Here is a 12,162-nt window from a genome sequence, read left to right on the forward strand (position 1 = left end):
ATGGGCAGCCATCTCATCAGCCGGCGGCGCCATTGACAATGCGGGAATACCTTTCCATGCTTCGGCTATACCGAAGGCGGAAGGAGAGCCGGATGCGATTCGATATCGCGGATTTGACGCTGTTTATTCACATTGCCGAGTCGGGAAGCATCACCGGCGGGGCGCAGAGAAGCCACCTGGCGCTGGCGTCGGCCAGTGAGCGGGTGAAAAATATGGAGTTCCGGGCGGGCGTGTCTCTGCTGACGCGCCGTCCGCGGGGTATCGGGCTGACGCCCGCAGGCGACATTTTGCTGCGTCACGCCCGCCGGATCGTCGGGGAGCACGACCGGCTGTGCGCCGGGCTGACCGCTTTTGCCGCCGGCTATGGCGGTACGCAGCGGATTTACGCCAATACGTCGGCGGCAAGCTGGCTGCTGCCCGGCCGCATTGCGGCCTGGCTGTCCGCGCATCCGGGGGCGCTGCTTGAGGTGGAGGAGAAGCCCAGCGCCGAGGCGGTGAGCTGCATCGCGGCAGGCCTCGGCGAGGCGGGCCTGATTTCCGACGCCGTTGACGCAGGCAACCTTATTGTGGAGCCGGTGGCGGCGGATAACCTGGTGGTTATCACTGCCGACGCTCATCCGCTTGCCGGCCGGCCGTCCCTGGCGCTGCGGGAGGTGGTCAATATGCCTTTTGTCGGGCTGGAGAGCGGCAGCGCGCTGCAGCAGTACATCAGCGCCCGCGCCGCCGCAGCGGGCCACGCGCTTATTTACCGCATCCGGGCCGGGCACTTCGAAGGCGTGTGTGAGATGGTGGGGCGCGGTATCGGCATTGCCATTGTGCCGGAGATCCAGGCCAGACTGTACGCGCGGCGGTTTGCCCTGCGCAGCATGGCTCTTAGCGACGGCTGGGCGCGCCGCAGCATCTGCCTCTGCTACCGGGAGTGGGCGGCGCTGGCGCCGGGAATGCAGGCGCTGCTGGGCTGGATCAGGGCAGGGGCGTCGGCGTCTCAGCGCTAATTCCACAACGTGTACAAGTTTTCTCGCCTGGCTCAGCCTGGCGTTGCCTGCTTACCATGCCAGATTGTACAACACCACTTTGGTGGTATGTATACAGCGTTATGTTGATTTTTGTTTATTAAATTCAATGAATTAACAGTTATTATACAAAAATTAAAAAATAAATGTACAAATGAGTTGTACAACTTTAACCGTTTGGTCTACATTATTCATAGCTGGCTAAGCAACGGTGTGCAGGCCAAAGGGAGATAAAGGGATTACACAATGTTCATGGATCGGAACAGAATGGATGCGCGGCAGTTTCAGTCTGTGTATTTACTACGCCAATAACTCTATTCTGGAAGGAGCAATATTATGATGTTATCGCTGAACAACGCCGTAAAAATGAGTGAGCAACTTAATAACAGCGGTTTTTATTCCTCTATCGCTGATAAAAACCTGGTAAGTTATTTTTTTAATTCCGGCAGCCGCTTTGAAGATGAAAAACTTATTCTCGGTGCAGCTGTACGCAATATCTTGGCGCTCGGCCGCTCGGTAACTAATAAAAACCTGATTGTTAGCCTGTTGACCATGCTGGAGTGTAGCAGTGACGATGTCGTCAGCGCTGATATCATTCGCCATACTCTGGAAATCGTGGTTCAGTACACCCACGACGACCTGTAGCAGAGGGTATATTTTATTCCGGAGCATGTATGATTCACACCATTCCCGAAGAGTTTATTTTACATTCGGCACTGTATAAAAATATCGAAATTAAGGCTTATCAGACCTTCGGTTTTATCAGCAGCGAAACGCTTGCCTCTACAATAATAAATTTTCAGGCGCGCGAGCAAAACAGTATTGTCGCCGATCTGTATAGCCAGATTTTACGCAAGGTAACCCGCTGAGGAGAGTCTCTCCCGGCAATTATTGCACTCAACAGCAGGTTTAAACAATAACCTGCCGCCGGCAGGGATTGCTGGCGCTGACAGATATTATCTTGTCCCTCAATCCCTCCTGAAATTCAGCAAAACTGGCCTTCGCGCTGACGCATCCTGTATGGTGTAGAGACAATCTTATACGCAACGGCGGGGCTGCAGCAGATGACGCAGGCGACAGACCGCGAGCTGATGGCTCTGGTCAAAGATAAAACTGATTTCCGCAAGCGGCTCGCGCTTATCGAGTCGCTGCGCGTCACTCCGCGCCCCGGCAGCGCAGAAGCACTGCGCTATCTCGCCTGCCATGATTTTGTTTATGAAGTCCGCCTCGCTGCCTGGTCCGCCGCCGTACGGCAGGGTATCGCCCTGAAAAAACCGCTCGCCAGGCCACGCTATGCTCTCTTTACAGAACGCCTTATTGCGCGGATAAAAAAAATCTGCGCTTATCTCGGCGAATGTTATTACTCATGCTGGGCCACGCTGTTAGCCATCCTGACCGGAGGATAAGTGATGTTAAAACCTCTCGCCGCCGCGCTGCTGGCGGTATCCGCCCTGACCGCCCACGCCGCCGAGCCGGCGCCTTCTTACGGCGAACGACTCGAAGGCTTCACCTATCCCTGGACACTAAGGCACTACGCCTTCCGTTCCCAGGGCCAGCCGCTGGAAATGGGCTATATGGACGTGGCGCCGCAGAAAAACGCCAACGGTCAGACGGTAGTTCTGCTGCACGGTAAGAATTTCTGCGCCGCCACCTGGGAGAGCACCATCCGCGCGCTCAGCCGTCAGGGATATCGGGTAATAGCCCCGGACCAGATTGGCTTCTGCACCGCCAGCAAGCCGGATCGCTACCAGTACAGCTTCCAGCAGCTGGCGCAGAACACCCGTAATCTGCTCGCTGAACGCGGTATTGATAAAGCGGTTATCGTCGGGCACTCCACCGGCGGGATGCTGGCGACCCGCTATGCGCTGATGTATCCGGACAGCGTTGAAAAACTTGTACTGGTCAATCCTATCGGCCTTGAGGACTGGAAGGCAAAAGGCGTCCCATACCGCAGCGTCGACAGCTGGTTCCAGCGCGAGCTGAAGGTCTCCGCCGAATCAATACGCAGCTATGAAAAGAAAACCTACTACGTCGGCAAATGGCAGCCGGAATATGACCGCTGGGTCGATATGCTGGCGGGCCTTAACCGCGGGCCCGGCCATCGGCGGGTGGCGTGGAACTCGGCGCTGATCTACGACATGATCTTTACCCAGCCGGTGTGGTACGAGTTTCCGGACCTCAGGCCGCCAACCGTGCTGATGATCGGCACCGCCGATACCACTGCCATCGGCAGCGATATCGCTTCTGCGCAGGTGAAGGCCACACTCGGCCACTACAATGTGCTCGGCAAACAGGCGGCGGCGCGCATTCCCCATGCCCGGCTTATCGAATTTGCCGGCATGGGGCACGCGCCGCAGATGGAGGATCCGGCGCGGTTTAACGCCGCGCTGATTGGCGCCCTTGCCGGAAAGTGAAACCTTAATCCAGCAGCGAGGGATCGGCCTCGATTTCGAGCTGCTTCATCTCCTCAAAATGCTGCTGCGAAAAGTCGCGGATGCCCTCCCAGGCGCGGGCGGTCTTCTCCGCCACCTCATCGGACAGGACCTTCAGCGGCTGGCCGGTGGACCAGGCGGTGACCAGGATCTGGCAGGCCCGTTCCAGAGTCCAGATATCATCGAAGGCCTCGCCGACGGCCTGCGCCGTCACCAGCACCCCGTGATTACCCATCAGCAGCCGTTGCTTATCCGCCAGCAGGGCGCCCAAGCGGGCGCCCTCTTCAGCGGTGTCGGCCATGCCGCCGTACAGCGTATCCACCGCGATGCGGTTAAAGTAGCGCGCCGTATTCTGGTCGATGGGCGGTACGTGGGGCGAGGCGAGGCAGGCGACTGCCGTCGTAAAGACCGGGTGCAGATGCAGCACTACCCGGGCCGCCGGTAGCCGCTGGTGGATCTGCCCGTGAATGGCCCAGGCGGTGGCGTCCACGTCCGGACGCCGGGCGCAGGCCTCATCGTCGGCATTCAGCAGCAGCAGGTCGCTGGCGCGAATGCGTGAAAAGTGCTTCCACTTCGGGTTGAGCAGAAAGGTTTTGCCGTCCGGCGAGACGGCGGCGCTGAAGTGATTCGCCACCGCCTCGTGCATCCCGAGCCTGGCAATAATGCGGAAGGTGGCGGCCAGATCGATGCGCAGCTGCCGTTCATGTGTCGGGATCATCTGCTTTACTCCGCTTTTGGCATCAGGGCGTCCAGGTCCTGCTGCGTCGGCGCCTGGAAGTTGTACTTTTTCAGCAGGGCCGCGTATTCCGGGGTGGCGCTGAATTTTTTCAGACCCGCCTCCAGCGCCGTCTTCACCTCATCATTGCCTTTCTTCACCCCAAAGCCGTTAAGCACCGGGTAGATCAGCGTTTCAGAGGAGATAACGATGCGGCCCCCGAGCTTATCCACCGCGCCGCGGGCGACCGCCGCGTCGGTTATCTGCGCCTCTACGGCGCGCGACAGCAGCGCCTGAGTGGTCTGCGGATCGGTGGCGTACTCGCTGATGGCAATCGGCTTCAGCCCCTTCTTCACGCAGTAGTCGGCGGAGAGCTTGTGCAGCTGCGCCAGCCACGAAGTGGCCCCCATTGATCCGATTTTATGCCCGCAGAATTCCTCCGGGGTTTTCGGCTGATAGTCGCTGCCCTTGAGGCTCAGAATGGCCTCGCCGCTCTTGAGATAGGGCACCATGTCGATAACCTTCAGCCGCTCGGCGGTGATATACATCGACGAGTTGGTAATATCAAAGCGGCCCCCCTGCAGGCCGGGGATCAGGTTGGGAAAGCGGGTATCAATATTGACCGCTTCCCGGCCCATCACCTTCGCCAGACCGGCCAGAAACTCAATATCAAACCCGGCGGCCTTGTTGTTTTCCATATACTCATAGGGAAAAAAGGTCATGTCGGACCCGGCGATTATCTTGCCCTCCTGCTGGAATGCCAGCGCGCTGAAGGAGGAGAGCGCGCCTGCGGCGCAGAGGAGCAGGGCGGTCGGGCGCAGCATCATTGAACGTTTCATAGCATCTCCGGGGTCTGGGCTGGAATATCGGCGGCGCCGTCGGCGCCGGCCTGTTGAACAAAAAAGGAGGCGCCGCGCGGCTTCTGCGGCAGGCGCAGGGCGTTCGCCGTACTGCGCACCACGCCGCTCTCCGTCCCTGCGACCAGCAGCCCGGCGTGGGCGCTCGGCAGCGGGTTTTCACCGTAGGGCAGCGCATCTTCCGCGGCGTAGACGCTGATAAACAACGTGCGCGGCCGTTCGGTATGGTTGGCACTGGAGGCGTGCAGCAGCCGGGTGTGCATAAAGCAGACCGATCCCGCCGGGCCGAAGCAGGCGTGCGGTTCGCGGCAGTGCGCCGCAACAATCTCATCCGCCACCGCGCCGGTAAAGCGTTCATGCTGCCAGTGCGGCCATAGCGGGCCTTTATGGCTGCCGGGGATTACGTTCAGGGGACCGTTTTCCGCGGTGACGTCGCTGACCATCAGCAGCGCGGTAACGATGTCGTCGTTGCTGTGCGGCGTAAAGGGAAAATCCTGGTGCCACTTCACCTCGGTAGCGGTGTGCGGCAGCTTGGAGTTGATCTTGCTGTGGTGGAAGCGCAGGCCGCTGCCGCCGATAAGCGCGGCGGCAATCTCCGCCATCTTCGACCCCAGCGCCGCATGGCGATATGCCGCGGAGATCTCCGTCGGCGAACTGACCCGGCGCAGGGAGGGATGCGTCGGACTATGATCGCGCTCCAGATCGAATCGCGGCCGTCCGTCGGCGGTCTCGCCGTATGCCGCCTGGTAACGGCGGCTCTCCTCGACCCAGCCGGTAAAGTCGGCCTGCAGATCGGCCAGCTCTGCGGGGGAGAACACGCCTTCAACCACCAGATAACCGTCGCGCTGAAACTGCGCTATTTGCCATTGCTCAATCATAGTCTTCTCCAGTAAATACAGGGTTCAGGCAAGGGAGACGTCTTTGAGAAACGCCTCCACCCGGGGATGCTGTCCGCCGCGCATCGCGCCCGGCGTGTCGTCACAGACCACGCGGCCTTTCTCCATAAAGACGATGCGGTCAGAAACCTTAAAGGCGAAATTCATCTCATGGGTGACGATAATCATGGTGATGCCGTCGTCGGCGAGGTCGGCAATCACCTGCAGCACCTCGTTGACCTTCTCCGGATCGAGGGCCGAGGTTGGCTCGTCAAACAGCATGATCTGCGGGCGCATCATCAGGGCGCGGGCGATGGCGACGCGCTGCTGCTGGCCGCCGGAAAGCTGGTGCGGATACTTCCACGCGTGGTCGAGCATGCCCACTTTCTGCAGCAGCTCGCAGGCGTGCTGCTTCAGCTCGGCCTCCGCGGCCAGGCGGTGATAGCGCGGGGCCAGCAGCAGGTTGCCCAGCACCGTCAGGTGCGGGAACAGGTTGAAGCTCTGAAACACCATGCCGATGGTCAGGCGATGGCGCGACTCTTCCACGAAGCGCGGCGCCTGCTGCCCTTTGTGGACCAGATGAATAAACGGCTGGCCGTTGACGCTGATTTCGCCGCTGTCTATCTGCTCAAGCCCGTTGAGCAGGCGAATCAGCGTCGTTTTGCCCGATCCCGACGGGCCAATCACGGAGACCACTTCTCCGGGCTGGATCTGCAGGCTGACCGCCCCCAGCACCTCGACATTGTTATAGGCCTTATGCAGCTTTGTGGCCTGCAGCGCCGGGTGGCCGGACGCACTGGCGCCGTTAGCCATTGCCGGGCGCCGGGCGGCGGCCAGCCGGCGCATCTCGTCATCGATCGGCCGCACGCTTTTGCGCCGGGAGACGTCGAGATAGTTTTCCAGCCGCTTGAGCAGAAAATCGAACACCGTGACGATCAGGATGTAGTAGAAGGAGACCGCCAGCATCGTCTCCATGACGAGAAAGTTTTGCGAATAGAGGCGCTGGCCGACCATCAGGATCTCGGTCAGGGAGATAACCGACACCAGCGAGCTGAGCTTGACGATGGCGATATACTCGTTAGCCAGCGACGGCAGCGCGACGCGCAGCGCCTGCGGGATCACCACCCGCCACTGAATGCCCGCATAGCGTAAGCCCAGCGCCCGGGCGGCCTCGCTCTGGCCTTTCGGGATCGACAGCAGGCCGCCGCGGTGTATTTCGGCAATATAGGCGGCTTCGCTCAGCACCATCGCCAGCAGCCCGGCCCAGAAGGGATCGTTCAGCAGCGGCGCCGTTGACGGCACGGCCTGGGGCAGGTTGTAGACAAAAATCAGTAGCACCAGCAGCGGCATGCTGCGAAACAGCCAGATATAGAGGCGGGCAGGAAGGTTAAGCAGCGGGCGTCCGGACTGCTTTGCCAGCGCCAGGATAAACCCCAGCACAATACTGATAACCCAGGTCAGCAGGCTCAGTTTAATGACGGTCCAGGTCGCCTGCCAGAAGTCAGCATCGCTGAGCAGACTTAACACGTAGTTCCAGTTAAATGTCATAGGCTGTATCACTCACCATCATAATTAATGCTCAAAGCCGTTGCGCGCTAAAAAACGGAATGTCCGGACGCTGATTAGCGCAGGGTTACTATGTTCTGAAAATGTTAAATCAGGCAATTAGTAAAAAAATGGTTTCTTGCCATAAAAAAACTATACAGGCCAGGTGCTCATTTTTCATAAAAATGTTGTTAATGTTTTATTTGGTTAATTTATTGATTTTAATTGATAATTAATTGGTGTTTTATGCTGGTGATTTTTGCGGGATCACTCATGGTGCATTTATATAATCAATATGGTGCAGTCTGCGCTGTCGTGGTGCGATATTATGTGATTACTTTTTTGTTACTAATGGATAACGTACTGCGGGTGTGTTTGAAATAATGAACCGGATAAGTTGAGGCTCGTAATAATATATTAATAAGATCGTTTAAAACTATTTTGTCGACCTGCGGTAAGTGTCTACATTATCCCTGTTCGCGGCTGCCGCGCAGCGGCGCTATTCACTCAACAGAGGATGCCCGGCTATGCAAAATCAATCATTTCCCACCGTCGACCCGCAGACTATCGAACGCTGGCAGCAGGACGGCGTCGTGCTGCTCAAGGGGGCCTTTACGCCCTGGGTGGACTCGCTGGCCGAGGGCGTTGCCGCCCTGATGGCCGATCCGAGCGAATACGGGCACGCGCGCACGGTGATCCCGAAAGACGGCTCGGCGCCGTTTTTTCAGGACTACTGCAACTGGCAGCGGATCCCGGAATTTAAGGCGTTCGTGTTTGAATCCCGCGCGGCGGAGATTGCGGCGGCGCTGATGGGCTCGCGCACGGCGGCCTTTTTCCACGAGCACGTGCTGGTGAAGCAGTCCGGTGGCAGTACGGTGACCCCCTGGCACCACGATCAGCCCTACTACTGCGTGGAGGGAAGGCAAAACGTCAGCTTCTGGATCCCCCTCGACCCGGTGGCGCAAAGCATTTCCCTGCGCTGCATTCGCGGTTCGCACCTGTGGGAAGAGGAGTTCAGCCCGACGCGCTTCAACGGTACGAAGCTCTATTCACACTCCCGGTTTAAAACCCTGCCGGATATTGACGCCCGCGAGGAGGAGTACGATATCGTCAGTTTTGAAATGGAGCCCGGGGATGCGGTTGCCTTTCACTTTCGCACCGTGCACGGCGCCAGGGGCAACGACAGCGCCCGCGCCAGGCGGGTGTTTTCCGCCCGCTGGGTGGGCGACGATGCGGTGTACGCCGACCGGGGCGGCGTCACCTCGCCGCCGTTTCCGGGGCTGGACCTGGCGGACGGCGAACCGCTGATGTCTCCGCTGTTTCCGCAGGTCTGGCCGCACGCCCCGCGCTAAGCCAGCGCGGATGCCCCACGCTGGTGCACGCCGCGCCGGGGACTCATGTTATGTCGCTGTTTTTTTGTACAGAAATCCGGGGGCCCCCCCCCGGATTTCTGCTATCTTTAAGAAAATAGTGCCCTGGCATACTTAATGCTTATCTCTGTTCGGGAATACCCATAAGCACGTACGACCGGAGGAGACGGCCATGATAAAAATAACGCTTCCCGACGGGCACTATTACGATGAGATGCTGACCGCCGACGGCCGGCAGCGCGATCACTACAGTGCCTGGTGGCAATGGTTTCACAGCACGGAACAGTTCTCCATTCGGCAGAAAAAGGCGCAGGCAGAGCTGCTTTTTCACCGCATCGGCATCACCTTTAACGTCTACGGCGACGATGAGGGCACCGAACGACTTATCCCCTTTGACAGCGTACCGCGCATCATTCCCGCCGACGAGTGGCGGACCATCGACATCGGCATCCGCCAGCGGGTCAAGGCGCTGAACGCCTTTCTTCACGATATCTACCACGACAGGGACATCCTGCGCGCCGGCATTATTCCCGCCGAGCAGGTGCTGGCCAACGAGCAGTACCAGCCGTGTATGCAGGGCATCAGCCTGCATAACCAGATCTATGCCCACATTGCCGGCGTCGATATGGTGCGCAACAGCGACGGCAGGTACTACGTGCTGGAGGATAACCTGCGCACGCCCTCCGGCGTCTCCTATATGCTGGAGAACCGCAAGATGATGATGCGGCTCTATCCGGAGATGTTCGAGCAGCACCTTATCGCGCCGGTGGAGCGCTATCCGGGCTACCTGCTGCAGACCCTGCGGGAGAGTTCGCCGGCAGACGATCCCTGCGTGGTCGTAATGACCCCGGGACGGTTCAACAGCGCCTATTTTGAGCACAGCTTTCTCGCCCAGCAGATGGGCGTCGAGCTGGTGGAGAGCGCCGATCTGTTTATCAAGGACGGGGCGGTTTACATGCGCACCACCGAAGGCCCGCGGCGGGTAGACGTTATCTACCGGCGCATTGACGACGCCTTCCTCGATCCGCTGGCGTTTCGCGCCGATTCGCTGCTCGGGGTGCCCGGCCTGCTGTCGGTCTACCGCGCCGGCGGCGTGGTGCTGGCAAACGCCATCGGCACCGGGGTCGCCGACGATAAGTCCATCTACCCCTACGTGCCGGAGATGATCCGCTTCTATCTCGGCGAGGAGCCGGTGCTGAGCAATATTCCGACCTGGCAGTGCCGCCGGCCCGGAGATCTGCGCTACGTGCTCGACCACCTCGACGAGATGGTGGTCAAAGAGGTCCACGGCGCCGGGGGCTACGGCATGCTGGTGGGACCGCGTTCAACGAAGGCGGAAATCGATAACTTTCGCGCGCGGCTGCTGGCGGATCCCGCCAACTATATTGCGCAGAACACGCTGGCGCTCTCGACCTGTCCGACCTTTACCGACGACGGCCTGGCGCCGCGGCATATCGATCTGCGGCCGTTTGTGCTCTCCGGTCAGGAGATCCGGCTGGTGCCCGGCGGCCTGACGCGCGTGGCGCTGACCGCCGGCTCGCTGGTGGTCAACTCCTCGCAGGGCGGCGGCACCAAGGATACCTGGGTGATGGAGGAGGGCGAATCATGCTGAGCCGCACAGCCAGTGAGCTGTTCTGGATGGCGCGCTACCTGGAGCGCGCGGAGAGCTATGCCCGGGTGCTGGACGTGACCTGGAAACTGTCGATGATCCCCCGCCACAGCCAGCAGTCGCGGGACCTGGCCCTGCCGCTCAATCTCTCCGCGACCCACGAGCTGTTTCAGGACCGGCACGCCCGCTTTACCATCAGCAATCTGCTCAATTTTTTTGCCCTCGACGGCAATAATCCCAGCAGCATTTACAGCTGCGTGGAGATGGCGTGGAACAACGCCCACGCGGTGCGCGGCAGCCTGTCGGCGGAGGTGTGGGAGTCGATCAACGCCACCCGCATTGAGCTCAGGCGCCTGCGTCAGGAGGGCATCAGCGACATGGGCACCGACGGCTTTTTTGACTGGGTGAAGGAGAGGGTGCATCTGTTTCGCGGCGCGGTGCTGGGCACCATGCTGCGCAACGACGTGCTGAGTTTTATCAACGTCGGCACCCTGATTGAGCGCGCCTGCGCCACCACCCAGCTGCTGCTGATTAAGGACCAGCAGCTGAGCGGCGATCCGGACCCGGTGCGCGAATACTACCGCCTCGACACCCTGCTGCAGGCGGTCAGCGCCAGGGAGGCGTACAACAGCATCTACCGCCAGCCGGTGAACCGCGAAACGGTGATGGAGTTTCTGATCCTGCGCAACGACGCGCCGCGCTCCCTGCGGGCCTGCATCGCCGATCTTGTCGGCCAGCTGGAGCTTATCGCCAGCGCCCGCTCCCATCTGCCGCTGCGCCTCGCGCATCAGATCAATGTCGATCTGCGCTTCAGTACCCGCGACGAGCTGGCGGAGGCCGATATGCAGCAGTGGCTTAGCGAACTGCTGGAGCGCATCAACGCCCTGTCCGACTGCATAAGAAGAACCTACCTGGAGGCGCTATGAAATTGGTTATCGATCACCTGACCCGCTACGGCTACGAAGAGGAAGTGAAGTTTTCAACCCAGTATCTGCGCCTGACCCCGCGCAGCACCGCGCGCCAGAGCATCATGACCTGGTCTCTGGCGTTGCCCGACGGCTCGGCGGTGGCCACCACCGATGCCTGGGGCAACGTGCTGCACGTGCTGACCCTCGATAATCCGCACCGGGAGATTGCCATTCGCGCGACCGGTGAAGTGGAGATTGCCGACGGCGCGGTCGATGATGCGGGCGAGCAGGACGAGACGCTGCCGCCGCTGGTCTTTCTGCGCGTAACGCCGCTTACCCGCGCCGACGCGGATATCCGGGCCTTTGCCCGGCGCTACTTCCGGCCCGGCGCGGCGGAAGAGAGCCTCAACGCGCTGATGGCCGGGCTGCGCGAAAAGATGCCCTACTCGCCGGGGGCTACCGCCGTGCAGGACTCGGCGACCGATGCTTTTGCCAGAGGGAAGGGCGTCTGCCAGGATCATACCCACGTCTTTCTCGCCTGCTGCCGCGCGCTGGCCATTCCGGCGCGCTACGTCAGCGGCTATGTCTACAGCGACAATACGCAGCACGTGGCGATGCACGCCTGGGCCGAAGCCTGGCTTGACGGACGCTGGCGGGCGTTTGATATTACTAACAACACCCGCAACCTCGCCCAGCACCTGCGGCTGGCTATCGGGCTGGACTATCTCGACGCCTGTCCGGTGCGCGGCACGCGCCTCGGCGGCGGCGGCGAAATTATGTTAACCCATGCTGAAGTGCGCGAGGTGGAGCAGCAGGCGCAGCAGCAGCAATAAGAGCA

At 60.2% G+C, this 12,162-nt stretch carries 13 protein-coding genes; 9 read left to right on the forward strand and 4 right to left on the reverse strand.

Annotation, left to right across the window (positions count from 1 at the left end; translation table 11 throughout):
- The first annotated feature begins 92 nt into the window (after positions 1-92).
- From ENGE1_RS05345 to ENGE1_RS05365, 5 genes are all read left to right on the forward strand, one after another.
- Complete coding sequence (locus ENGE1_RS05345; protein ID WP_048252698.1) at positions 93-995, forward strand: LysR family transcriptional regulator; 903 nt, start codon at positions 93-95, stop codon at positions 993-995.
- A gap of 354 nt (positions 996-1,349) precedes the next feature.
- Positions 1,350-1,658, forward strand: a complete 309-nt coding sequence (locus ENGE1_RS05350; RefSeq protein ID WP_225823390.1) for a biofilm development regulator YmgB/AriR family protein — start codon at positions 1,350-1,352, stop codon at positions 1,656-1,658.
- Positions 1,659-1,687: 29 nt separating this feature from the next.
- Positions 1,688-1,882, forward strand: a complete 195-nt coding sequence (locus ENGE1_RS05355; protein ID WP_045288830.1) for a hypothetical protein — start codon at positions 1,688-1,690, stop codon at positions 1,880-1,882.
- 222 nt (positions 1,883-2,104) lie between these two features.
- On the forward strand, positions 2,105-2,419 hold the full coding sequence (locus ENGE1_RS05360) for a hypothetical protein (protein ID WP_146144441.1): 315 nt from the start codon (positions 2,105-2,107) through the stop codon (positions 2,417-2,419).
- A gap of 3 nt (positions 2,420-2,422) precedes the next feature.
- A complete protein-coding gene (locus ENGE1_RS05365; RefSeq protein WP_043084014.1) occupies positions 2,423-3,427 on the forward strand; it encodes an alpha/beta fold hydrolase in 1,005 nt (334 codons plus the stop codon).
- Positions 3,428-3,431: 4 nt separating this feature from the next.
- On the opposite strand, the gene ENGE1_RS05370 is transcribed toward ENGE1_RS05365, so the two are convergent.
- The 4 genes from ENGE1_RS05370 to ENGE1_RS05385 are packed head-to-tail and all read right to left on the reverse strand — an operon-like array spanning position 3,432 to position 7,440.
- Positions 3,432-4,163, reverse strand: a complete 732-nt coding sequence (locus ENGE1_RS05370; protein ID WP_043084013.1) for a class II aldolase and adducin N-terminal domain-containing protein — start codon at positions 4,161-4,163, stop codon at positions 3,432-3,434.
- 5 nt (positions 4,164-4,168) lie between these two features.
- On the reverse strand, positions 4,169-4,984 hold the full coding sequence (locus ENGE1_RS05375; protein WP_098940928.1) for a transporter substrate-binding domain-containing protein: 816 nt from the start codon (positions 4,982-4,984) through the stop codon (positions 4,169-4,171).
- Between the two features lie 11 nt (positions 4,985-4,995).
- Positions 4,996-5,895 carry a phytanoyl-CoA dioxygenase family protein gene (locus ENGE1_RS05380; RefSeq protein WP_048252699.1) on the reverse strand — a complete coding sequence of 300 codons (900 nt, stop codon included), beginning with the start codon at positions 5,893-5,895 and terminating at the stop codon, positions 4,996-4,998.
- 24 nt (positions 5,896-5,919) lie between these two features.
- Positions 5,920-7,440 (reverse strand): amino acid ABC transporter permease/ATP-binding protein, encoded by a 1,521-nt coding sequence (locus ENGE1_RS05385; RefSeq protein WP_048252700.1) that lies wholly within the window; start codon positions 7,438-7,440, stop codon positions 5,920-5,922.
- A 524-nt stretch (positions 7,441-7,964) separates the two neighbouring features.
- On the opposite strand from ENGE1_RS05385, the gene ENGE1_RS05390 reads away from it, so the two are divergent.
- The 4 genes from ENGE1_RS05390 to ENGE1_RS05405 all read left to right on the forward strand — a co-directional run bounded on the left by ENGE1_RS05390 (position 7,965) and on the right by ENGE1_RS05405 (position 12,157).
- Complete coding sequence (locus ENGE1_RS05390) at positions 7,965-8,789, forward strand: phytanoyl-CoA dioxygenase family protein (protein WP_048252701.1); 825 nt, start codon at positions 7,965-7,967, stop codon at positions 8,787-8,789.
- A gap of 190 nt (positions 8,790-8,979) precedes the next feature.
- Positions 8,980-10,419 (forward strand): circularly permuted type 2 ATP-grasp protein, encoded by a 1,440-nt coding sequence (locus tag ENGE1_RS05395; RefSeq protein WP_043084005.1) that lies wholly within the window; start codon positions 8,980-8,982, stop codon positions 10,417-10,419.
- The gene (locus ENGE1_RS05400) at positions 10,413-11,342 is read left to right on the forward strand and encodes an alpha-E domain-containing protein (protein WP_045288840.1); all 930 of its coding nucleotides are present in this window, start codon (positions 10,413-10,415) and stop codon (positions 11,340-11,342) included. Before ENGE1_RS05395 ends, ENGE1_RS05400 begins: the two co-directional genes overlap by 7 nt.
- The gene (locus ENGE1_RS05405; protein WP_048252702.1) at positions 11,339-12,157 is read left to right on the forward strand and encodes a transglutaminase family protein; all 819 of its coding nucleotides are present in this window, start codon (positions 11,339-11,341) and stop codon (positions 12,155-12,157) included. The genes ENGE1_RS05400 and ENGE1_RS05405 overlap by 4 nt, the downstream gene beginning before the upstream one ends.
- Positions 12,158-12,162 lie beyond the last annotated feature (5 nt).

Origin of the sequence: Pluralibacter gergoviae ATCC 33028 = NBRC 105706 (genome assembly GCF_001598855.1) — a bacterium.
Lineage (GTDB): Bacteria > Pseudomonadota > Gammaproteobacteria > Enterobacterales > Enterobacteriaceae > Pluralibacter > Pluralibacter gergoviae.

What these genes read in the sequence shown, in the direction of transcription:
- ENGE1_RS05395 (WP_043084005.1), top strand. Translation starts at nt 8,980, where the DNA reads ATGATAAAAATAACGCTTCCCGACGGGCACTATTACGATGAGATGCTG.
- ENGE1_RS05345 (WP_048252698.1), top strand. Translation starts at nt 93, where the DNA reads ATGCGATTCGATATCGCGGATTTGACGCTGTTTATTCACATTGCCGAG.
- ENGE1_RS05360 (WP_146144441.1), top strand. Translation starts at nt 2,105, where the DNA reads ATGGCTCTGGTCAAAGATAAAACTGATTTCCGCAAGCGGCTCGCGCTT.
- ENGE1_RS05385 (WP_048252700.1), bottom strand. Translation starts at nt 7,440, where the DNA reads ATGACATTTAACTGGAACTACGTGTTAAGTCTGCTCAGCGATGCTGAC.
- ENGE1_RS05390 (WP_048252701.1), top strand. Translation starts at nt 7,965, where the DNA reads ATGCAAAATCAATCATTTCCCACCGTCGACCCGCAGACTATCGAACGC.
- ENGE1_RS05355 (WP_045288830.1), top strand. Translation starts at nt 1,688, where the DNA reads ATGATTCACACCATTCCCGAAGAGTTTATTTTACATTCGGCACTGTAT.
- ENGE1_RS05375 (WP_098940928.1), bottom strand. Translation starts at nt 4,984, where the DNA reads ATGCTGCGCCCGACCGCCCTGCTCCTCTGCGCCGCAGGCGCGCTCTCC.
- ENGE1_RS05370 (WP_043084013.1), bottom strand. Translation starts at nt 4,163, where the DNA reads ATGATCCCGACACATGAACGGCAGCTGCGCATCGATCTGGCCGCCACC.
- ENGE1_RS05405 (WP_048252702.1), top strand. Translation starts at nt 11,339, where the DNA reads ATGAAATTGGTTATCGATCACCTGACCCGCTACGGCTACGAAGAGGAA.
- ENGE1_RS05365 (WP_043084014.1), top strand. Translation starts at nt 2,423, where the DNA reads ATGTTAAAACCTCTCGCCGCCGCGCTGCTGGCGGTATCCGCCCTGACC.
- ENGE1_RS05350 (WP_225823390.1), top strand. Translation starts at nt 1,350, where the DNA reads ATGATGTTATCGCTGAACAACGCCGTAAAAATGAGTGAGCAACTTAAT.
- ENGE1_RS05380 (WP_048252699.1), bottom strand. Translation starts at nt 5,895, where the DNA reads ATGATTGAGCAATGGCAAATAGCGCAGTTTCAGCGCGACGGTTATCTG.
- ENGE1_RS05400 (WP_045288840.1), top strand. Translation starts at nt 10,413, where the DNA reads ATGCTGAGCCGCACAGCCAGTGAGCTGTTCTGGATGGCGCGCTACCTG.